The sequence below is a fragment of the Streptococcus mitis genome (assembly GCF_905187535.1).
Lineage (GTDB): Bacteria > Bacillota > Bacilli > Lactobacillales > Streptococcaceae > Streptococcus > Streptococcus mitis_BS.
In genome coordinates this window covers 46,211-66,494 of sequence record NZ_CAJJIE010000002.1, presented here as the reverse complement: position 1 = coordinate 66,494, position 20,284 = coordinate 46,211, and the positions used below count along the sequence as shown (strand labels likewise).

The window sequence follows — 20,284 nt, the reverse complement described above, 5'->3', positions numbered from 1 at the left end:
CAAGGAACTGTTTTTACAGAGAAATAAAGGAGACTAGCCTATGGCAATCGAATTATTGACTCCCTTTACCAAGGTAGAGTTGGAGCCAGAAATCAAGGAGAAAAAACGCAAACAAGTCGGGATTTTAGGGGGAAATTTTAACCCTGTTCATAATGCCCATCTAATCGTTGCGGACCAAGTACGTCAGCAGTTAGGACTGGACCAGGTTTTGCTAATGCCGGAATACCAACCCCCTCATGTGGACAAAAAAGAAACTATCCCTGAACATCACCGTCTCAAGATGCTTGAGTTGGCGATTGAGGGGATTGAAGGCCTAGCCATTGAAACCATCGAGTTGGAGCGTAAGGGTATTTCCTACACCTACGACACCATGAAAATCTTGACAGAGCAACATCCTGATACGGATTATTACTTCATTATTGGTGCGGATATGGTGGACTATCTGCCTAAGTGGTACCGAATTGATGAGCTGGTCGACTTGGTTCAGTTTGTGGGGGTTCAGCGCCCACGCTACAAGGCAGGGACTTCCTATCCCGTTATCTGGGTGGATGTGCCTCTCATGGATATCTCGTCCAGCATGGTGCGTGATTTCCTTGCCCAAGGTCGAAAACCTAACTTTCTCCTACCTCAGCCGGTGCTAGACTACATCGAGAAGGAGGGGCTTTACTGATGGCATACCAAGACTATATCAACTGTTCTCGTGAGGTTTTGTTGGAAAGAATGGCAGAGCTTCTGCCTGAAAAACGGTTAACCCATTGTTTGGGGGTGGAGAGTGCAGCCATAGAATTGGCTCAGCGATTCGGAGTTGATGCTGAGAAAGCTGGTCTTGCAGGTCTCCTTCATGATTATGCTAAAAAGTTGTCAGATCAGGAATTTCTGGACTTGATTGACCGTTATCAGCTAGACTCTGACCTCAAAAACTGGGGCAATAATGTCTGGCATGGGATGGTTGGCATCTACAAGATTCAGGAAGATTTGGATTTACATGATTCAGAAATCCTGCGAGCCATTGAAATCCATACAGTCGGTGCTGGTCAGATGACAGACCTAGATAAGGTCATCTATGTCGCAGACTATATCGAGCACAATCGAGCCTTTCCTGGAGTGGATGTGGCGCGTGAGATTGCAAGTTTGTCACTTAATAAGGCAGTGGCCTACGAAACAGCTCGTACCGTGGAGCATCTAGCTCACCAGGGATTCCCCATCTATCCCCAAACCCTTGAAACCTATAACGCCTTTGTACACTATTTGAAAGAGGACTAAATGAACGAAAAAGAATTACTAGAACTAGTCGTGAAAGCGGCTGATGAGAAACGTGCGGAGGATATCCTCGCACTTGACGTACAAGATTTGACCAGCGTGACGGACTACTTTGTTATCACTAGCTCGATGAATAGCCGTCAGTTGGACGCTATCGCTGACAATATCCGTGAAAAAGTAGCTGAAGCAGGCTTTAAAGGAAGTCATATCGAAGGTGATGCAACTGGAGGCTGGGTCTTGCTGGACCTAGGCGCTGTCGTTGTGCATATCTTTTCAGAAGAAATGCGTGCTCACTATAACTTAGAAAAGCTATGGCATGAGGCAAATTCAGTAGATATTTCAGAAGCTCTTGCTTAGAAGACGAACTCAGTTGCAGTCAACTGGGTTTTATTTACTTATTTTAGAAAATTTGATAGAAAGGTAAAGAGCGAGTGGTGTTTGCCATGGAGGCTCTTGGTATCATGATTATGGCAACTTATGAAACTTTTGCGGCGGTCTATGATGCGGTCATGGATGACAGTTTATACGACAAATGGACTGATTTTTCTTTGCGTCATTTGCCTAAGACAAAGGATAGAAAGAAGCTTTTGGAATTGGCTTGTGGGACAGGCATCCAGTCTGTGCGATTTTCTCAGGCAGGTTTTGATGTGACTGGACTTGATTTAAGCGAGGATATGTTGAAGATTGCTGAGAAGAGAGCGGCTTCAGCCAAACAAAAGATTGATTTTATCGAAGGCAATATGCTGGATTTATCCAAGGCAGGTCAATACGACTTTGTCACTTGTTATTCGGACTCTATCTGCTACATGCAGGATGAGGTGGAAGTAGGCGACGTCTTTAAAGAAGTCTATAATACTCTTAATGAAGATGGAGTTTTCATCTTTGATGTGCATTCGACCTACCAGACAGATGAAGTTTTTCCAGGCTATTCCTACCATGAAAATGCGGAAGATTTTGCCATGCTTTGGGACACCTATGAGGATGCGGCGCCTCACTCCATCGTGCATGAGTTGACCTTCTTTATCAAGGAAGCGGATGGTTCCTTTAGTCGTCACGATGAAGTACATGAGGAGCGGACCTATGAGGTCTTGACCTATGATATCTTGTTGGAACAGGCTGGATTCAAGTCTTTCAAACTCTATGCAGACTTTGAGGACAAGGAGCCAACAGAGACAAGTACCCGTTGGTTTTTTGTCGCGCAGAAGTAGGAGATTACTATGACCATCACAGGTATTATCGCGGAGTTCAATCCCTTTCATAATGGACATAAATACCTGTTGGATCAGGCGAAGGGACTGAAAATCGTAGCCATGTCTGGAAATTTCATGCAGCGTGGAGAGCCAGCTATCGTGGACAAGTGGACACGGGCCCAGATGGCGCTGAAAAATGGAGCGGATCTGGTAGTGGAATTGCCCTTTTTAGTTAGTGTTCAGGCAGCAGATTTCTTTGGCCAAGGAGCTGTGGATATCTTGGCTCGGTTGGGGATTGATACCCTAGCTTTTGGGACAGAGGAAGTTCTGGATTATCAAAAAATTTCTGACTTATACACAGATCAAGGTGCTAAGATGGAGAAATTTGTGGAAAATCTGCCTGATTCCCTCTCTTATCCCCAGAAGACCCAGGCCATGTGGAAGGAATTTGCAGGTCTTGATTTTTCTGGTGATACGCCCAATCATGTTCTTGCTCTGGCCTATGCCAAGGCGGTTGCTGGGTACAACATCAAACTTCATCCGATTCAGCGTCAGGGCGCTGGTTACCATTCTGTGAACAAGGATGTGGACTATGCCTCGGCGACAGCCATCCGTCAGCACCAGAGGGACCAAGATTTCCTAGAACGCTTTATGCCATCTGTTGCTCTCTTTGAGCAGGCTAGTAAGGTGAGATGGGATGACTATTTTCCCTTGCTCCGCTATCAAATCTTGTCAAATCCAGACCTAACCAGCATCTATCAGGTCAATCAAGAAATGGCTGTGCGCATCAAGGATGCCATCAAGACAACCCGGTCTGTGGACGAATTGGTTGAGGCAGTTGCGACCAAACGTTACACCAAGGCGCGTGTCAGACGCCTCTTGACCTATATTTTGGTGCAGACCAGAGAAAGCGACTTGCCAGAAGGCATCCATGTTCTTGGTTTTACCGAAAAAGGCAGACAACATCTTAAATCTCTGAAAGGGCAGGTCCATCTAGTCAGCCGAATTGGCAAAGAACCATGGGATACCATGACCCAAAAGGCAGACCAGATCTACCAACTAGGACAGACAAATATCGCAGAGCAGAATTTCGGCAGAGTGCCGATTAGAATAGAATCAAACTAAGTCTACTGAAAGGTAGGCTTTTCTCAAATCTCTACTAAAACTAGGTTTCCTATAGAAATAGAGATTGCACTAATAAATTATAGGTGTTTAAACTCCAATTTCCCCAAAACATATTCTATTTTAGGTTTGTGAAAATCACTTTTTTATGGTAGAATGTAAAAGAATGTATGTCATTCGGAATAACAATAAAATGAGGTAAAAACATGGAAATCATGTCGCTTGCGATTGCTGTTTTTGCCGTCATCATTGGTTTAGTCATTGGATATGTCAGCATCTCAGCCAAGATGAAATCATCTCAGGAAGCTGCAGAGTTGATGCTTTTAAATGCTGAACAAGAAGCAACTAATTTACGTGGACAAGCTGAGCGTGAAGCGGATTTACTTGTTAATGAAGCGAAACGTGAAAGCAAGTCTCTTAAAAAAGAAGCACTATTGGAGGCCAAAGAAGAAGCCAGAAAATACCGTGAAGAAGTGGACGCTGAATTCAAATCAGAACGTCAAGAACTCAAACAAATCGAAAGTCGTTTGACAGAGAGAGCTGCTAGCCTTGATCGTAAGGACGACAATTTGACGAGTAAAGAACAAACACTTGAACAAAAAGAACAAAGTATTTCTGATAGAGCGAAAAACCTTGATGCGCGTGAAGAGCAATTAGAGGAAGTCGAAAGACAAAAAGAAGCAGAACTAGAGCGTATTGGTGCTCTGTCTCAGGCAGAAGCACGAGATATTATCTTGGCACAGACAGAGGAAAACTTGACCAAGGAGATTGCTAGCCGTATTCGCGAAGCTGAGCAAGAGGTCAAGGAACGTTCTGATAAAATGGCCAAGGACATTCTGGTTCAAGCTATGCAACGTATCGCTGGTGAATATGTAGCGGAGTCAACAAACTCAACGGTTCATCTGCCAGACGATACTATGAAGGGACGCATTATTGGTCGTGAAGGACGTAACATTCGTACCTTCGAAAGTTTGACAGGGGTTGATGTGATTATTGACGATACACCAGAAGTGGTGACCTTGTCAGGTTTTGACCCGATTCGCCGTGAGATTGCCCGTATGACTATGGAAATGTTGCTCAAAGATGGTCGTATTCATCCAGCTCGTATTGAAGAGTTGGTTGAGAAAAACCGTCAAGAGATTGACAATAAGATCCGTGAATACGGTGAGGCCGCTGCCTATGAGATCGGTGCGCCGAACCTCCATCCAGACTTGATGAAGATTATGGGACGTTTGCAGTTCCGTACCTCTTATGGACAAAATGTCTTGCGTCATTCGATTGAGGTTGCTAAGTTGGCTGGTATTATGGCTAGTGAGCTTGGTGAAAATGCGGCTCTTGCCCGTCGTGCTGGATTCCTTCACGATATCGGGAAAGCCATTGACCGTGAGGTTGAAGGTAGCCACGTTGAAATCGGTACGGAATTGGCACGTAAGTACAAGGAACACCCAGTTGTGGTCAATACGATTGCTAGTCACCACGGTGATGTTGAAGCTGAAAGCGTGATTGCAGTAATCGTTGCTGCAGCAGATGCCTTGAGTGCGGCACGTCCAGGTGCTCGTAGTGAGTCTCTTGAAAGCTACATCAAGCGTCTCCATGATTTGGAAGAAATTGCTAACGGCTTTGAAGGAGTGCAAAATAGCTTTGCCCTTCAAGCAGGACGTGAAATCCGTATCATGGTCAATCCAGGACAAATCAAGGACGACAAAGTCACAATCTTGGCTCATAAAGTTCGTGAGAAAATTGAAAACAATCTCGATTACCCAGGAAATATTAAGGTAACCGTGATTCGCGAGCTTCGCGCAGTAGATTATGCTAAATAAATAAGAAAGAGCAGTTGAAAAATTACTGCTTTTTTGTTACACTAGATAGAAAGACTGTAAAGGATAATCTGGCTTTTTGCCGTTATTCTAGAGAAATGTAATTTCGCAGACTGACTAAAAGGAGACACAATGGCAGACCGAGGCTTACTAATCGTTTTTTCTGGTCCTTCAGGGGTTGGAAAAGGAACGGTTAGAAGAGAGATTTTTGAGAGTTCTGAAAACCAATTTCAATACTCTGTATCGATGACGACACGCGCACAACGTCCTGGAGAAGTGGACGGTGTTGATTATTTCTTCCGTACTCGTGAAGAGTTTGAAGAGCTGATTCGTCAAGGACAGATGCTGGAATATGCAGAATATGTCGGCAACTACTACGGAACTCCTCTGACCTATGTCAATGAAACCTTAGACAAGGGAATTGATGTTTTCCTTGAAATTGAAGTTCAGGGCGCTCTTCAGGTCAAGAAAAAGGTTCCAGATGCTGTCTTTATCTTCCTGACACCACCAGATTTGGATGAATTGCAAGATCGCTTGGTAGGACGTGGAACCGACAGTGCAGAAGTGATTGCCCAACGAATCGAAAAAGCCAAGGAAGAAATTGCTCTTATGCGAGAGTATGATTACGCGATTGTCAACGATCAGGTGCCCCTAGCTGCTGAGCGTGTCAAACGTGTTATCGAAGTAGAGCACTTCCGTGTGGAACGTGTCATTGGTCACTATCAGGAGATGTTACCAAAATCTCCAACTACCCGATAAAATTTAGAAAATAGGTACAAGCAAATGATGTTAAAACCCTCTATTGATACCTTGCTCGACAAGGTTCCATCAAAATATTCACTCGTAATCTTGGAAGCAAAACGTGCCCACGAATTGGAAGCAGGTGCGCCAGCAACTCAAGGTTTCAAGTCTGAAAAATCAACTCTTCGCGCTTTAGAAGAAATCGAATCAGGAAACGTTACAATTCACCCAGATCCAGAAGGAAAACGTGAAGCAGTGCGTCGCCGTATCGAAGAAGAAAAACGCCGCAAAGAAGAAGAAGAAAAGAAAATCAAAGAGCAAATCGCTAAAGAAAAAGAAGATGGTGAAAAAATTTAAGGTTGGGGGGACTCAATCTTATTTTTTCTATTGCAAGAATATACTGACAAGGAGGAGGTGAGAAGATGGCGATTGCCAAGATTATTGTAGATGTGCCCTTGATGCAGACGGACCAGCCCTATAGTTACAGGATTCCAGAGGAATTTCTGGGAATGCTGGAAGTTGGGATGCGGGTTCATGTGCCCTTTGGTAAGGGGAATCGCCTGATTCAAGGGATTGTTCTTGGTTTGGAGTCACAATCAGATGAAGCGGAGATGGAGCAAGATTTAAAAGATATTGCCGAGGTGTTGGATTTTTCCCCTGTTCTGACGCAAGAACAACTCTGGCTGGCTGAGGAGCTTCGCAAATCTGTCTTCTCCTACAAAATCTCTATCCTCAAGGCCATGTTGCCGGGATTTCTAAATTCCAGCTATGACAAGATTCTCTATCCTCTGGAAGGTCTGAGTCAGGAAGACCGAGTGCGTCTATTTGGTTCAGAAGATTCGCTAGCCTTTTCTTCTCTAGATTTAGCTAAGCAAGCTGAAATGATGCATTTGACTAGAAAAGGTCTGCTTGGTCTGGAATATCAGGCAGTCGATCAAAAGAAGGTCAAAACTCAGTCCTGGTATGAGGTGAATCTTGCTCAATTAGAGGGTGTTGAGATTTCTGCGCGCGCCAAGAAAAAGTTGGAATTGAGAGACTATTTGCTGTCTCATCCTGAGAGTGCTTCCTTGGCTAGTTTGTTAGAGTTCTATTCGCGGGAGCAAGTCAACTTCTTTGTCGAACAAGGTGCTGTGACCATAGTCCAAAAGGAAGTGCAACGCTCGGCTGCTTATTTTGAAGGCATTGAAGCAAGTCAGCCTTTGGAGTTGAATCCAGAGCAAAGGCAGGCGCGTGATGCGGTTGTCAGTGCGATTGGCAGTCATCAGCCTCCTTTCCTCCTTCAAGGGATTACAGGAAGTGGGAAGACCGAGGTTTACTTGCAGATTATCCAAGGGGCCTTGGATAAGGGCAAAACTGCTATTTTGCTTGTGCCTGAGATTTCTTTGACTCCACAGATGACGGAACGTTTTATTGCTCGTTTTGGGGGCAAGGTAGCCATTCTACACTCAGGCCTGTCTAATGGTGAAAAGTATGACGAATGGCGCAAAGTGGAACGTGGAGACGCTCAAGTTGTTGTTGGTGCTAGATCTGCCATCTTTGCTCCGCTGAAAAATCTGGGGGTTATGATTATCGATGAAGAGCATGAAGCGACTTATAAGCAGGACAGCAATCCCCGTTACCACGCCAGAGAGGTAGCCATTTTACGAGCCCAGTACAACCAAGCAGCCCTGGTACTTGGTTCGGCAACTCCTAGTCTGGAAAGCCGTGCTCGGGCTGGTAAAGGCGTTTATCAACATTTACGTCTGACCCAACGGGCTAATCCTTTGGCTACAATCCCTGAGGTTCAAGTAATTGATTTTCGGGACTATATCGGACAGAATGAGACGTCAAACTTTACGCCCCCTTTGTTAGAGGCTATCCAAGACCGTCTGGCTAAAAAAGAGCAGGTGGTTCTCATGCTAAACCGCCGTGGTTATTCTAGCTTTGTTATGTGTCGGGAGTGTGGGACTGTGGATACTTGTCCCAACTGTGATATTTCCCTGACCTTGCACATGGATACCAAGACCATGAACTGCCATTATTGTGGTTTTTCAAAGGACATTCCTCAGGCCTGTCCTAACTGTAAGAGTCGCAGTATTCGTTACTATGGAACAGGGACTCAAAAGGCTTATGACGAGCTGGCAGAGCTCTTTCCTCAGGCCTGCATTTTGCGGATGGATGTGGATACGACCCGTAAGAAAGGTAGTCACCAAGCTCTTCTTGACCAGTTTGGACGAGGAGAAGCGGATATTTTACTTGGCACACAAATGATTGCCAAGGGATTGGATTTTCCCAATGTAACCCTAGTAGGAGTTCTTAATGCGGATACAGCTTTGAATCTGCCTGATTTCCGTTCTTCTGAGAGAACCTTCCAGCTCTTGACTCAGGTGGCAGGTCGGGCAGGTCGGGCTGAAAAAGCTGGTCAGGTCTTGATCCAGTCCTACAATCCGCAACACTATGCTATTCGATTTGCCAAGGATCAGGACTACGAAGGTTTTTACGCCTATGAAATGGGTATTAGACGACAACTTGGTTATCCACCTTACTATTTCACGATTGGCATTACCCTTTCTCACAAGAAGGAAGAAGAGGTTGTTAAACGTGCTTATGATGTTATGAATATTTTGAGGTCAGGTTTGTCCGAAACAAGTAAGATTCTAGGGCCAACACCCAAACCCATCGCCCGTACCCACAACCTCTATCATTACCAGATTTTGATTAAATACCGTTTAGAAGATGAGCTAGGTCCGACTCTAAATCAGGTTCTGGCCTTGACTCAAGAACGGGAAAATAGTGAGCTCCGTCTCAGCATTGACCATGAGCCACAGCAATTTTTATAAGAAGGAGAAGATATGACAAAATTAATCTTTATGGGGACACCCGACTTTTCAGCAACAGTCTTAAAAGGACTTTTGACAGATGACCGTTACGAAATTCTAGCCGTTGTGACCCAGCCAGACCGTGCTGTCGGCCGTAAAAAAGTGATTCAAGAAACCCCAGTTAAACAAGCTGCCAAAGAGGCAGGACTTCCTATCTACCAACCTGAAAAATTATCTGGAAGTCCAGAGATGGAAGAGATTATGCAGCTAGGAGCAGATGGAATTGTGACTGCTGCTTTTGGGCAGTTTCTTCCAAGTAAACTCCTTGATGGCATGGACTTTGCGGTCAATGTTCACGCTTCCCTCCTTCCTAAACACCGTGGTGGCGCTCCTATCCATTACGCCTTGATTCAAGGGGATGAGGAAGCTGGTGTGACCATTATGGAAATGGTTAAGGAAATGGATGCAGGAAATATGATTTCTCGTCGTAGTATTCCTATCACAGATGAGGACAATGTTGGAACCTTGTTTGAGAAATTAGCTCTTGTTGGTCGAGATTTGCTTTTGGACACTTTGCCTGGCTACATTGCTGGTGATATCAAACCTGAACCGCAGGATCCAAGTCAGGTTACTTTCTCGCCAAATATCAAGCCAGAGGAAGAAAAATTGGACTGGAATAAAAGCAATCGTCAACTTTTCAACCAAATCCGTGGGATGAACCCGTGGCCTGTTGCCCATACTCTCCTTAAGGGAGACCGCTTTAAGATTTATGAAGCTCTACCAGTAGAAGGTCAGGGAAATCCAGGTGAGATCCTCTCTATTGGTAAGAAAGAATTGATTGTCGCAACGGCAGAAGGGGGTCTATCCCTCAAACAAGTGCAGCCAGCTGGTAAACCTAAGATGGATATTGCTTCCTTCCTCAACGGAGTTGGACGTACATTGACTGTAGGAGAACGATTTGGTGACTAAAGTAGAAACGGCTAGAAGTCTAGCTCTAGCAGTGCTAGAGGATGTTTTTATCAATCAAGCATACTCAAATATCGCCTTAAATAAGCATCTCAAGGGAAGTCAACTTTCAGCAGCAGACAAGGGCTTGGTGACAGAGCTGGTCTATGGAACGGTAGCCCGTAAACTGACTCTGGAATGGTACCTATCCCACTTTATCGAAGACAGAGACCAGTTAGACGGTTGGCTTTATGTCCTTCTTCTCATGAGTGCCTACCAGCTCCGCTATTTGGACAAGATTCCAGACCATGCTGTGGTCAATGAGGCAGTAGAATTGGCCAAAGTCCGTAAAAAAGGCAGTGAAAAATTGGTCAACGCTGTCCTTCGCCGTATCTTGCGTGAAGGCTGGCCAGATATTGCTAGCATCAAGCGAAAAAACAAGCGTGATTCCATTGCCTATTCTCTTCCAGTTTGGCTAGTTGCCAAGCTCAAGGAAGAATACGGAGAAGAGCGAGCTCAAGCTATCTTTGAAAGCCTTTTGGTGCGCAACAAGGCTAGTATTCGTGTAACGAACCTAGGACGAAAAGAAGAAATCCAAGTCTTGTTGGAGGCCAGTGATTCACCTTTGTCTGTTTTTGGTCTCGTCAAGGAGCAGGGGCATTTTGCGGGACATGACCTATTTTCAGAGGGAGCCATTACTATCCAAGATGAGTCCAGTCAATTGGTTGCGCCGACGCTTGATCTACAAGAAAATGAGCAGGTTCTAGATGCTTGTGCTGCTCCGGGAGGAAAAACGGCCCACATTGCTTCCTATCTTACGACAGGTCAGGTTATTGCTCTGGATTTATATGCCCACAAGTTGGACTTAATCCAAGAAAATGCCCAACGTTTAGGAGTTGCAGATCGGGTTCAAACGCAAAAATTGGATGCCAGAAAGGTGCATGAGTTTTTTGATCAGGATTCTTTTGATAAGATTTTAGTGGATGCTCCCTGTTCAGGAATCGGTCTTCTGCGTCGCAAACCAGATATCAAATACAATAAAGAAACGGCAGATTTCGCGTCCTTACAGGAAATTCAGCTAGAAATATTAGGTAGTGTTTGTCAAACACTACGCAAAGGTGGTATAATAACTTATAGTACCTGTACTATTGTCTCAGAAGAGAACTTTCAAGTCGTACAGGCATTTTTAGAAAGTCATCCTGAATTTGAGCAGGTGAAACTAGAACATGAATGTAAGGATATCATGAAAGATGGCTGTATCCTCATCACCCCTGAATTGTATGGAAGTGATGGATTCTTCATCAGCCAATTTCGCAAGATATCGGATTAGGAAGGAACTAACACATGGAAATTTCATTATTAACAGATGTTGGTCAGAAACGAACAAATAACCAAGACTATGTCAACCACTATGTCAATAGAGCTGGACGTACCATGATTATCCTAGCGGATGGTATGGGAGGTCATCGCGCGGGGAATATCGCTAGTGAAATGGCGGTAACAGACCTAGGTGTAGCTTGGGTCGATACTCAAATCGATACAGTTAATGAAGTGCGCGAATGGTTTGCTAATAACCTTGAGATTGAAAATCAAAGGATTAACCAATTGGGACAAAATGAAGCCTATAAAGGAATGGGAACAACCCTTGAGGCTGTAGCCATTATTGATAATCAGGCTATTTATGCTCACATCGGAGATTCTCGTATCGGTTTGATTCGTGGAGAAGAATACCACCAGTTAACGAGCGACCATTCTTTAGTCAATGAATTGCTTAAGGCTGGTCAATTGACACCTGAAGAAGCTGCTAGCCATCCACAGAAAAATATTATTACTCAATCTATTGGTCAAAAAGACGAAATTCAGCCTGATTTTGGAATGATTACCCTTGAGCTGGGAGACTATCTCTTACTCAATAGTGATGGCTTGACAAATATGATTTCAGGCAGTGAGATTTCTGATATTGTAACCAGCGATATTTCTTTGGCAGATAAGGCAGCAACCTTGATTCGTTTTGCCAACAATGCAGGTGGTTTAGACAATATCACAGTTGCCCTTATTGCTGTTAATGAGGAGGCAACAGAATGATCCAAATCGGCAAGATTTTTGCCGGGCGGTATCGAATTATCAAACAAATTGGTCGAGGAGGCATGGCAGATGTCTATTTGGCCAAGGATTTGATTTTGGACGGTGAAGAAGTGGCAGTAAAGGTCCTGAGGACCAACTACCAGACAGACCCGATTGCTGTGGCGCGTTTCCAGCGGGAAGCAAGAGCCATGGCGGATCTGGACCATCCTCATATCGTTCGGATTACAGATATCGGTGAAGAAGAGGGACAACAGTATCTCGCAATGGAATATGTTGCTGGATTAGACCTCAAACGCTATATCAAGGAACATCACCCTCTTTCAAATGAAGAAGCGGTTCGAATCATGGGACAAATCCTCTTGGCTATGCGCTTAGCCCATACTCGAGGAATTGTTCACAGGGATTTGAAACCGCAAAATATCCTTTTGACCCCAGATGGGACTGCCAAAGTTACAGACTTTGGGATTGCAGTAGCCTTTGCAGAGACAAGTTTGACTCAGACCAACTCAATGCTAGGTTCCGTTCATTATTTATCGCCAGAGCAGGCGCGTGGTTCTAAAGCAACTGTGCAGAGTGATATCTATGCCATGGGGATTATTTTCTATGAGATGCTGACAGGTCATATTCCTTACGATGGGGATAGTGCAGTGACCATCGCCCTCCAGCATTTCCAGAAACCTCTGCCGTCGGTTATAGCTGAAAATCCATCTGTGCCTCAGGCTTTAGAAAATGTTGTTATCAAGGCAACTGCTAAGAAATTGACAGATCGCTACAAATCAGTCGCTGAAATGTATGTGGATTTGTCTAGTAGTTTGTCTTATAATCGTCGTAATGAACCAAAACTAGTCTTTGACAATGCAACTAAGGCAGATACCAAGACTCTTCCTAAAGTTCCACAAAGTACTCTGACTTCTATTCCTAAAGCTCCGCTACAAGAGGAAAGACCTCAACCTAAGCCCCAACATCATCAGACAGAAAAACCGGCACCTAGTCCAAAGCCAACCAAACGCCGTCGCATGAAAGCACGTTATCCAATTTTATTTGCGACCTTCTTGTTGGTTGTGGCATCCTTGGTATGGATTTTATATAGAACGCCCGCTACCATTGCTATTCCAAAGGTGGCAGGTCAGACGGTTGCGGAAGCTAAAGAAGCTCTTAAGAAAGCCAATTTTGAGGTTGGTGAAGAAAAAACAGAGGCTAGTGATAAGGTTGAAGAAGGTCGGGTTATTCGTACCGATCCTGACGCTGGTACGACACGCAAAGAAGGAACAAAAATTAATTTGATTGTGTCTTCTGGTCAGCAATCCTTCCAACTCGGAAATTATCTTGGAAGAAAATCTAGTGATGTAGTGGCAGAGTTGAAAGGAAAGAAGGTTCCAGAAAATCTAATTAAGATTGAGGAAGAAGAATCCAACGAAATCGAAGCTGGTACAATCATGAAACAAAGTTTACCGGAAGGAACAACCTATGATCTTAGCAAGGCAACTCAAATAGTTTTGACAGTCGCTAAGAAGGTAAATTCTATTTCAATGCCAAGCTATATTGGTTCTAGTCGAGAATTTGCAGTCAATAATCTTACAGAGATATATGACATTAAAAAAGCTAATATCGAAGTTGTAGAAGTGTCTAAAGCTCCTGAAGGAACTGCTGAGGGGACTGTTGTAGAGCAAAGTCCAAAAGCAGGCGAAAAAGTAGACTTGAGCACTACTCGTGTTAAAATTTCTATTTATAAAGCGAAGAAGATTCATTCTTCCTCAACTTCTTCATCCTCATCCTCTTCTTCGTCCTCAAGTTCTTCTCGGAAACCTAACGATCAGGGAGATGCAGAATCCACCCCAACACAGGGAAATCCGCAAGGCAATTCACAACGAGGAGATATTTCCCCAGACAATCCATAGTGATACTAGAATCTTTGTCATGATTTCGTGGCAAAGATTTTTTTTGACTCCAGATTTGTGATAGAATAGAGGGAGTTGATAAAAGGAGGAAAGCATGGAAGAATCAAGAGAATTAAATGCCGTCATCGATGTGATTATGTTAGCTGGAACCATTCTTCTCAAAAGTGGCTCAGAGATTCATCGTGTAGAAGATACCATGATCCGGATTGCGCATTCGCAGGGGATTGTGGATTGCAATGTTCTTGCCATGCCTGCCGCTATCTTTTTCTCCATTGAAAATACCAATATTTCGCGAATGAAACGCGTGACCTCCTCTTCTTATAACATCGAAAAAGTCTGCGATGTGAATCAGATTTCTCGTCAGTTGGTAGGTGGAAAGCTTGATTTAGAGACAGCCTTAAAGCAATTGACAGCCTTGCAAGCCCAACCCCTTCCCTATACCAAGTTGCAAGTAACTCTGGCTGCGACCTTTAGTGCTCCTTTCTTTTCAATTATGTTTAGTGGAAATATCTACGACGCACTTGGGGCAGGAGTGGCTACCTTATTTGGTTTTGCCTTTTCCCTCTATGTGGAGAAGTTTATCCGAATTCCCTTTGTAACGGCCTTTGCTGGAGCCTTTGTCTTTGGGATGATTGCCCAATTTTGGGCTCGCTACACAGGTTTTCCTTCAACGGCAGATTTGATTATAGCTGGTGCGGTCATGCCGTTTGTACCAGGAATTGCCTTGACCAATGCGGTCCGTGATATTATGACTAACCACATAAACTCTGGTATGAGTAAGATGTTTGAATCCCTGCTCATTACCCTAGCTTTAGGGGCAGGAACTTCTGTCGCCTTGGTATTGATGAACTAATATGACACTAACAACCTTTTTATTACAAGCAGTAGCAAGTCTTCTTGCCATTATCACTTTTTTAATCGTACTCAATGTTCAACGTTCTATGCTCTTACCAGGAGGAATTTTGGGCATGGCTGTCTGGCTAATTTATCTTTTGCTCAAGGAACCGACCAATGTTATTGTGGCTACTTTTATTGCAGCCATTATCGGTTCTTGTGTCAGCCAGATTTTAAGTATTCTTTATAAGACACCTGCTGTGGTCTTTATCTTGGCCATCTTGGCACCTCTGGTTCCGGGTTATCTCTCCTATCGGACAACTGCCTTTTTTGTGACGGGAGATTACAGTCATGCCATTGCTAGTGCAACCTTGGTTGTTATGTTGGCTTTGGTGATTTCCATTGGAATGGCTAGCGGAACAGTGATTCTTAGACTGTATTCTTACTTACGAAAACAGCATAATCGTTAGACTAACAAGAGACTTGATTTGGTGAATCAAGTCTTTTTTCTCTCTTTTACTGCTATTTGTGATAAAATAGTATAGAACGATTTTTTACAATGAATGATAAAACAGAGGTAAATATGACAATCGGTATTGATAAGATTGGTTTTGCGACCAGTCAATATGTCTTGAAATTACAAGACTTAGCAGAAGCGAGGGGAATTGACCCTGAAAAATTAAGTAAAGGACTCTTACTCAAGGAATTGAGTATTGCGCCTCTAACTGAGGATATCGTGACCTTGGCGGCCAGTGCTAGTGACTCTATTTTAACTGAGCAAGAGAGACAAGAAATTGACATGGTCATTGTGGCTACCGAGTCAGGAATTGACCAGAGTAAAGCTGCGGCCGTCTTTGTGCATGGTTTGCTGGGCATCCAGCCCTTTGCTCGTAGTTTCGAGATTAAAGAAGCCTGCTATGGAGCGACAGCAGCCCTTCATTATGCCAAATTGCATGTGGAAAATTCTCCAGAGTCCAAAGTCTTGGTCATCGCTAGTGACATTGCCAAGTACGGTATTGAAACTCCAGGAGAACCAACTCAGGGTGCTGGAAGTGTGGCTATGTTGATTACACAAAATCCACGTATTATGGCCTTTAATAATGACAATGTAGCTCAAACTCGTGATATCATGGATTTCTGGCGACCAAATTACTCGACAACTCCATATGTAAATGGTGTTTATTCTACCCAACAATACTTGGATAGTTTGAAAACGACTTGGCTTGAATACCAAAAACGTTACCAGCTTACTTTGGATGATTTTGCGGCTGTTTGCTTCCACTTGCCTTACCCTAAATTAGCGCTAAAAGGCTTGAAAAAAATCATGGATAAGAGTCTGCCTCAAGAGAAAAAAGACCTCTTGCAAAACCATTTTGACCAGTCTATTCTCTACAGTCAAAAGGTGGGGAATATCTACACAGGATCTCTCTTCCTCGGACTCTTGTCTCTATTGGAAAATACAGATAGCTTGAAGGCTGGGGATAAAATTGCCCTTTATAGTTACGGAAGTGGTGCTGTATCTGAGTTCTTCAGTGTGGAATTGGTTGAAGGATATGAAGCTTATCTGGATAAAGACCGTTTGAACAAGCTCAACCAACGAACTGCCCTGTCTGTTGCTGACTATGAAAAAGTCTTCTTTGAGGAAGTAGACTTAGATGAAACAAATTCTGCCCAGTTTGCTGGCTATGAAAATCAAGATTTTGCCTTGGTTGAAATTGTTGACCACCAACGCCGTTATAGCAAGGTTGAAAAATAATGAAGATAAGTTGGAATGGATTTTCTAAAAAATCATACCAAGAGCGCCTCGAGCTGTTAAAAGCTCAGGCGCTCCTTAGTCCTGAGAGACAAGCGAGTCTGGAGCAGGATGAACAGATGAGTGTGACTGTGGCAGACCAGCTGAGTGAGAATGTAGTGGGAACTTTTTCTCTGCCTTATTCGCTGATCCCAGAGGTTCTCGTTAACGGTCAGGAATACACAGTTCCCTATGTGACAGAAGAACCCTCAGTGGTTGCTGCGGCCAGCTATGCAAGTAAAATCATCAAGCGTGCAGGCGGGTTTACTGCGCAAGTCCATGAGCGTCAGATGATTGGTCAGGTAGCCCTTTATCAAGTTGCTGATCCAGATTTAGCGCAAGAGAAGATTGACGGCAAGAAAGTAGAACTCTTGGAACTTGCCAATCAAGCTTATCCTTCTATCGTTAAACGTGGAGGTGGGGCGCGTGATTTGCATGTAGAACAGATCAAAGGTGAAACAGACTTTCTCGTTGTTTATCTCCATGTCGATACCCAGGAAGCTATGGGAGCTAATATGCTCAATACCATGCTGGAAGCCTTGAAACCAGTCTTAGAAGAACTCAGTCAGGGACAAAGTCTTATGGGAATCCTGTCCAACTACGCGACCGATTCTCTGGTGACTGCGAGCTGTCGCATCGCCTTTCGCTACTTGAGTCGCCAAAAGGATCAAGGAAGAGAAATTGCGGAGAAAATGGCTTTGGCTAGTCAGTTTGCGCAAGCTGATCCTTATCGAGCAGCTACTCATAATAAAGGGATATTTAACGGTGTTGATGCCATTTTGATTGCCACTGGTAATGACTGGCGTGCCATCGAAGCTGGGGCCCATGTCTTTGCCAGTCGAGATGGACATTACCAAGGTCTTAGCTCTTGGCGTTTAGACTTGGAGACAGAAGAATTAGTTGGTGAGATGACACTACCCATGCCTGTAGCGACCAAGGGTGGTTCTATCGGCCTTAACCCTCGTGTAGCCCTCAGTCACGAACTACTGGGAAATCCTTCTGCCAAAGAATTAGCCCAGATTATCGTGTCTATCGGGCTTGCCCAAAACTTTGCAGCCCTGAAAGCCTTGGTCAGTACAGGGATTCAGCAAGGCCACATGAAATTGCAGGCTAAATCCTTAGCTCTCCTAGCAGGTGCCAGTGAGGCCGAAGTTGTTCCCCTAGTCGAGCGCCTCATCGCAGATAAAACCTTTAACCTAGAGACAGCCCAGCGTTATTTAGAAAACTTAAGATCATAAAAAACTCAGACGAATTGGTCTGAGTTTTCTTGTGCTTAAATACTTTTTCCAGGTAATAGAGTAACTGGTAAGAAGTAACCAGTTGTTGCGACTTCCTTGCCTTCGATTTTTTGCAAGAGTAGGTCAACAGTGAGGCAGGCAATCTCTTCCAAGGGTTGCTTAATAGTAGCCAGTTGAGGATAGTAATTCTCGATAAAGTAAGTCCCATCATAACCGATGACCTTGAGTTCTTCTGGGACAGAAATGCCAAGTTCCTGAGCAATTTTAATGACTAGAATAGCAGTCAAATCATCCGAAGCAAAAATGGCATCTGGTTTTTGTCGAGTCAAGATATTCTTGATTTCCATTTCTTTTCTGACGGGAGAAAAGTCACTGGAAACATTGATAATAGGAGCTTTTGGGAGTACAGAGGCAAAGCCGGCGTGGCGTAGTCCAGTTGGCGAGTTAGAATTGTCATTCCCTGTAATCATGATGATAGACTGGGCACCTGTCTTAACCAAGGTCTGGGCAGCAAGAACCCCACCAGCGTAGTTGTCAGAGGAAACGACAGGGATGTCTGGAGATAGGTTTCGGTCGAAGGAAATAATCGGCGCTGTCACGCGATTGTAGTCTTCAATTCCCAAGTTGTGACTACCAGAAATGATGCCGTCCACTTGATTAGCTTCCAACATTTCGATGTACTCGCGTTCTTTTTCAGAATCGTGCTCGCTATTGCAGATGATAGTCTTGTAACCATTTTTGAAGAGTTGGTGTTCCAGTTTATCAATCAATTCTGCATAGAAAACGTTGGAAATATTGGGGAAAATCAAACCGATTAATTTGGCTGATTTTCCTTGCAAACTACGAGCTAGGTTGTTGGGCTTATAGCCCAATTCCCGCATGGCTTCATTAACCTTTTGAATGGTTTTCTCAGATAGATAACCTTTTTTATTGATAACCCGTGAGACGGTAGTAGGGCTGACGCCTGCAAGTTTGGCGACATCAGTTAGTTTTGCGACCATAATCTAATTCATAGTAAGTTCCAGTTGGGTTTCCAGATTTAATCAGGATACCATTTTGGTCCGCATGTGGGAAGACACGACCAGAAAATACTTTTTCTCCTTTATTGATGAAAATTTCAAAGACAGAGTTATCGATGAAGATTGTAGCAGTAGTAGCCTGATTATCGATAGGGCAAGAACGAGTTGTTCCAAAGTCTTGGGCATACTGTTCACCAGCCTGGCTACGATCCACTGTCACTTGACCATTTACAAGGTCAAAGTTGATGGAGAGTCCCTTGCCTTCTTGATCAGCAAGTAGGACAATTTCGCTCTGGCTATTAACTTCCAAGTTGAGTTCGAGTTCGTATGTGTTCTTGGTTTGAACACGGTTTGAGAAGGCTTCTTCAGAGGCACGAAGGTCCTTGATGGCTGCGACTGGGTATTGGTAGAGCTTGCCGTCTTTGATAGTGAGTTCCTTGACCAAAGAGAAGGTTCCTTGGTGGTCAAAACGGTCAGATGGATATGAAACATCAGGTAAACCAAGCCAGCTAACAGCTAGAGCACGTCCATCAGGAGCGTTGAAGGCTTGAGTTGCATAGGCTTCGAAACCATAGTCCATGTTTTGAAGTTGAGATACATCTACCATTTTAGCATTTTCAGGGTCAAAGGAAGCCCCAATCTTATACATATTTGGATAGATATTGTCGTAGTCTAGAACTTTCTTATCCAATCCTTGTGGGCAGTATAGAAGGACAGGTTGCTCGCCTACAAAGACTAGGTTTGGACATTCCATCATGTAGGCAGTACAGTCGTTAGCAAAGTCAAGGTTGCCAACTGCTTGCCAGTTTGTGTAGTCATTTTCGACAGCCTTGTAGAGACGGACGAAGCCTTTTTTCTCCAAGTCCTGTCCACCAACGATAGCATAGTATTGGCCCTTGAAGTTAAAAATTTGCGGATCACGGAAGTGGTCAGTAGAGTCTGCCGGCTGGTCGATCAAGATCTTATCAATCTTTGTAATCTTGCCATCCTTATCCATCAAAGCTCCAATCTGGTAAGGGTGACGGATCCAGTTTTCATCACGAACATTTCCTGTATAAAATAGGAACAAGTTATCGCCAAATTGCATGGCAGAACCAGAATAGGCACCGTGACTATCTAATGGAGTATCAGGCAAAACTTTGACTCCGGTTTCTGTGAAGTGAACCAAATCATCGCTTTCCAATTGAACCCAAGATTTCAAACCGTGGGCTGCACCAAAAGGAAAATTCTGGTAAAAGAGGATCCACTTGCCATCAAAGTAAGAAAAGCCATTTGGGTCGTTGAGAAGTCCTGTTTTTGGCTCAACATGGTAATGAGTATGCCATGGAGATTGTGCCATATTTTCTTTTATATTTTGAATTTCTTCTTGCGTCCAATCTTGATAAAGTCTGTAACGACGCTCAGTAGTCCATTCCATTCATTCATTCCTCCAAAAATCTTATCACATTTAATAGTAACCGTTTTCGGGAAAAAAAGCAAGCCTTTTATGTTAAAAAAGAGAAAAAACTGTCAAACGATTGTCATAAAATAAATACAGGGAATCAA

19 protein-coding genes are annotated in these 20,284 nt (G+C 43.8%); 17 read left to right on the top strand and 2 right to left on the bottom strand.

All coding sequences use genetic code 11. The features are described from left to right. Nucleotides 1-40 precede the first annotated feature (40 nt). The 17 genes from JQ841_RS00835 to JQ841_RS00755 all read left to right on the top strand — a co-directional run bounded on the left by JQ841_RS00835 (nucleotide 41) and on the right by JQ841_RS00755 (nucleotide 17,720). Nucleotides 41-670 (top strand): nicotinate-nucleotide adenylyltransferase, encoded by a 630-nt coding sequence (locus JQ841_RS00835; protein ID WP_070528875.1) that lies wholly within the window; start codon nucleotides 41-43, stop codon nucleotides 668-670. Next, entirely contained in the window at nucleotides 670-1,263 is a 594-nt protein-coding gene (gene yqeK / locus JQ841_RS00830) for a bis(5'-nucleosyl)-tetraphosphatase (symmetrical) YqeK (RefSeq protein ID WP_203179840.1), read from the top strand. The genes JQ841_RS00835 and yqeK overlap by 1 nt, the downstream gene beginning before the upstream one ends. Beyond that, nucleotides 1,264-1,617: a ribosome silencing factor gene (rsfS, locus tag JQ841_RS00825; RefSeq protein WP_203179839.1), complete on the top strand. Its 354-nt coding sequence runs from the start codon at nucleotides 1,264-1,266 to the stop codon at nucleotides 1,615-1,617. A 110-nt stretch (nucleotides 1,618-1,727) separates the two neighbouring features. Then, nucleotides 1,728-2,468 (top strand): class I SAM-dependent DNA methyltransferase, encoded by a 741-nt coding sequence (locus JQ841_RS00820; RefSeq protein ID WP_338014994.1) that lies wholly within the window; start codon nucleotides 1,728-1,730, stop codon nucleotides 2,466-2,468. Between the two features lie 9 nt (nucleotides 2,469-2,477). Next, the gene (locus JQ841_RS00815) at nucleotides 2,478-3,575 is read left to right on the top strand and encodes a nucleotidyltransferase (protein ID WP_203179838.1); all 1,098 of its coding nucleotides are present in this window, start codon (nucleotides 2,478-2,480) and stop codon (nucleotides 3,573-3,575) included. A gap of 203 nt (nucleotides 3,576-3,778) precedes the next feature. Beyond that, nucleotides 3,779-5,392 carry a ribonuclease Y gene (locus JQ841_RS00810; protein WP_000404931.1) on the top strand — a complete coding sequence of 538 codons (1,614 nt, stop codon included), beginning with the start codon at nucleotides 3,779-3,781 and terminating at the stop codon, nucleotides 5,390-5,392. 129 nt (nucleotides 5,393-5,521) lie between these two features. Next, nucleotides 5,522-6,148: a guanylate kinase gene (gmk, locus tag JQ841_RS00805; protein ID WP_203179837.1), complete on the top strand. Its 627-nt coding sequence runs from the start codon at nucleotides 5,522-5,524 to the stop codon at nucleotides 6,146-6,148. A 24-nt stretch (nucleotides 6,149-6,172) separates the two neighbouring features. Then, nucleotides 6,173-6,487, top strand: coding sequence for a DNA-directed RNA polymerase subunit omega (gene rpoZ / locus JQ841_RS00800; RefSeq protein WP_000979235.1), 315 nt, complete (start codon nucleotides 6,173-6,175; stop codon nucleotides 6,485-6,487). 65 nt (nucleotides 6,488-6,552) lie between these two features. Further along, nucleotides 6,553-8,949, top strand: coding sequence for a primosomal protein N' (locus JQ841_RS00795; RefSeq protein WP_203179836.1), 2,397 nt, complete (start codon nucleotides 6,553-6,555; stop codon nucleotides 8,947-8,949). A 12-nt stretch (nucleotides 8,950-8,961) separates the two neighbouring features. Then, a complete protein-coding gene (fmt, locus tag JQ841_RS00790) occupies nucleotides 8,962-9,897 on the top strand; it encodes a methionyl-tRNA formyltransferase (protein ID WP_203179835.1) in 936 nt (311 codons plus the stop codon). Further along, entirely contained in the window at nucleotides 9,890-11,203 is a 1,314-nt protein-coding gene (rsmB, locus tag JQ841_RS00785) for a 16S rRNA (cytosine(967)-C(5))-methyltransferase RsmB (protein ID WP_203179834.1), read from the top strand. The genes fmt and rsmB overlap by 8 nt, the downstream gene beginning before the upstream one ends. Nucleotides 11,204-11,217: 14 nt before the next feature. Further along, nucleotides 11,218-11,958 (top strand): Stp1/IreP family PP2C-type Ser/Thr phosphatase, encoded by a 741-nt coding sequence (locus JQ841_RS00780; RefSeq protein WP_203179833.1) that lies wholly within the window; start codon nucleotides 11,218-11,220, stop codon nucleotides 11,956-11,958. Next, nucleotides 11,955-13,856 carry a Stk1 family PASTA domain-containing Ser/Thr kinase gene (gene pknB, locus JQ841_RS00775; RefSeq protein WP_203179832.1) on the top strand — a complete coding sequence of 634 codons (1,902 nt, stop codon included), beginning with the start codon at nucleotides 11,955-11,957 and terminating at the stop codon, nucleotides 13,854-13,856. The genes JQ841_RS00780 and pknB overlap by 4 nt, the downstream gene beginning before the upstream one ends. A 94-nt stretch (nucleotides 13,857-13,950) precedes the next feature. Next, complete coding sequence (locus tag JQ841_RS00770) at nucleotides 13,951-14,709, top strand: threonine/serine exporter family protein (RefSeq protein ID WP_203179831.1); 759 nt, start codon at nucleotides 13,951-13,953, stop codon at nucleotides 14,707-14,709. 1 nt (nucleotide 14,710) lies between these two features. Further along, entirely contained in the window at nucleotides 14,711-15,160 is a 450-nt protein-coding gene (locus JQ841_RS00765) for a threonine/serine exporter family protein (RefSeq protein WP_004239205.1), read from the top strand. Between the two features lie 113 nt (nucleotides 15,161-15,273). Beyond that, nucleotides 15,274-16,446, top strand: coding sequence for a hydroxymethylglutaryl-CoA synthase (locus tag JQ841_RS00760; protein WP_203179830.1), 1,173 nt, complete (start codon nucleotides 15,274-15,276; stop codon nucleotides 16,444-16,446). Beyond that, nucleotides 16,446-17,720 (top strand): hydroxymethylglutaryl-CoA reductase, degradative, encoded by a 1,275-nt coding sequence (locus JQ841_RS00755; protein ID WP_203179829.1) that lies wholly within the window; start codon nucleotides 16,446-16,448, stop codon nucleotides 17,718-17,720. Before JQ841_RS00760 ends, JQ841_RS00755 begins: the two co-directional genes overlap by 1 nt. 35 nt (nucleotides 17,721-17,755) lie before the next feature. Here JQ841_RS00755 and JQ841_RS00750 read toward each other — a convergent pair whose 3' ends face one another. Both JQ841_RS00750 and JQ841_RS00745 read right to left on the bottom strand, forming a co-directional pair. Next, on the bottom strand, nucleotides 17,756-18,721 hold the full coding sequence (locus JQ841_RS00750) for a LacI family DNA-binding transcriptional regulator (protein ID WP_000226009.1): 966 nt from the start codon (nucleotides 18,719-18,721) through the stop codon (nucleotides 17,756-17,758). Continuing rightward, a complete protein-coding gene (locus JQ841_RS00745; protein WP_203179828.1) occupies nucleotides 18,702-20,156 on the bottom strand; it encodes a sucrose-6-phosphate hydrolase in 1,455 nt (484 codons plus the stop codon). The genes JQ841_RS00750 and JQ841_RS00745 overlap by 20 nt, the downstream gene beginning before the upstream one ends. Nucleotides 20,157-20,284: the final 128 nt, after the last annotated feature.

Coding starts and splice junctions, on each gene's coding strand:
- JQ841_RS00755 (WP_203179829.1), top strand. CDS start 16,446: ATGAAGATAAGTTGGAATGGATTTTCTAAAAAATCATACCAAGAGCGC.
- JQ841_RS00815 (WP_203179838.1), top strand. CDS start 2,478: ATGACCATCACAGGTATTATCGCGGAGTTCAATCCCTTTCATAATGGA.
- yqeK (WP_203179840.1), top strand. CDS start 670: ATGGCATACCAAGACTATATCAACTGTTCTCGTGAGGTTTTGTTGGAA.
- JQ841_RS00820 (WP_338014994.1), top strand. CDS start 1,728: ATGGCAACTTATGAAACTTTTGCGGCGGTCTATGATGCGGTCATGGAT.
- gmk (WP_203179837.1), top strand. CDS start 5,522: ATGGCAGACCGAGGCTTACTAATCGTTTTTTCTGGTCCTTCAGGGGTT.
- JQ841_RS00750 (WP_000226009.1), bottom strand. CDS start 18,721: ATGGTCGCAAAACTAACTGATGTCGCCAAACTTGCAGGCGTCAGCCCT.
- JQ841_RS00810 (WP_000404931.1), top strand. CDS start 3,779: ATGGAAATCATGTCGCTTGCGATTGCTGTTTTTGCCGTCATCATTGGT.
- JQ841_RS00835 (WP_070528875.1), top strand. CDS start 41: ATGGCAATCGAATTATTGACTCCCTTTACCAAGGTAGAGTTGGAGCCA.
- rpoZ (WP_000979235.1), top strand. CDS start 6,173: ATGATGTTAAAACCCTCTATTGATACCTTGCTCGACAAGGTTCCATCA.
- JQ841_RS00780 (WP_203179833.1), top strand. CDS start 11,218: ATGGAAATTTCATTATTAACAGATGTTGGTCAGAAACGAACAAATAAC.
- JQ841_RS00745 (WP_203179828.1), bottom strand. CDS start 20,156: ATGGAATGGACTACTGAGCGTCGTTACAGACTTTATCAAGATTGGACG.
- fmt (WP_203179835.1), top strand. CDS start 8,962: ATGACAAAATTAATCTTTATGGGGACACCCGACTTTTCAGCAACAGTC.
- JQ841_RS00765 (WP_004239205.1), top strand. CDS start 14,711: ATGACACTAACAACCTTTTTATTACAAGCAGTAGCAAGTCTTCTTGCC.
- rsfS (WP_203179839.1), top strand. CDS start 1,264: ATGAACGAAAAAGAATTACTAGAACTAGTCGTGAAAGCGGCTGATGAG.
- JQ841_RS00770 (WP_203179831.1), top strand. CDS start 13,951: ATGGAAGAATCAAGAGAATTAAATGCCGTCATCGATGTGATTATGTTA.
- JQ841_RS00760 (WP_203179830.1), top strand. CDS start 15,274: ATGACAATCGGTATTGATAAGATTGGTTTTGCGACCAGTCAATATGTC.
- pknB (WP_203179832.1), top strand. CDS start 11,955: ATGATCCAAATCGGCAAGATTTTTGCCGGGCGGTATCGAATTATCAAA.
- JQ841_RS00795 (WP_203179836.1), top strand. CDS start 6,553: ATGGCGATTGCCAAGATTATTGTAGATGTGCCCTTGATGCAGACGGAC.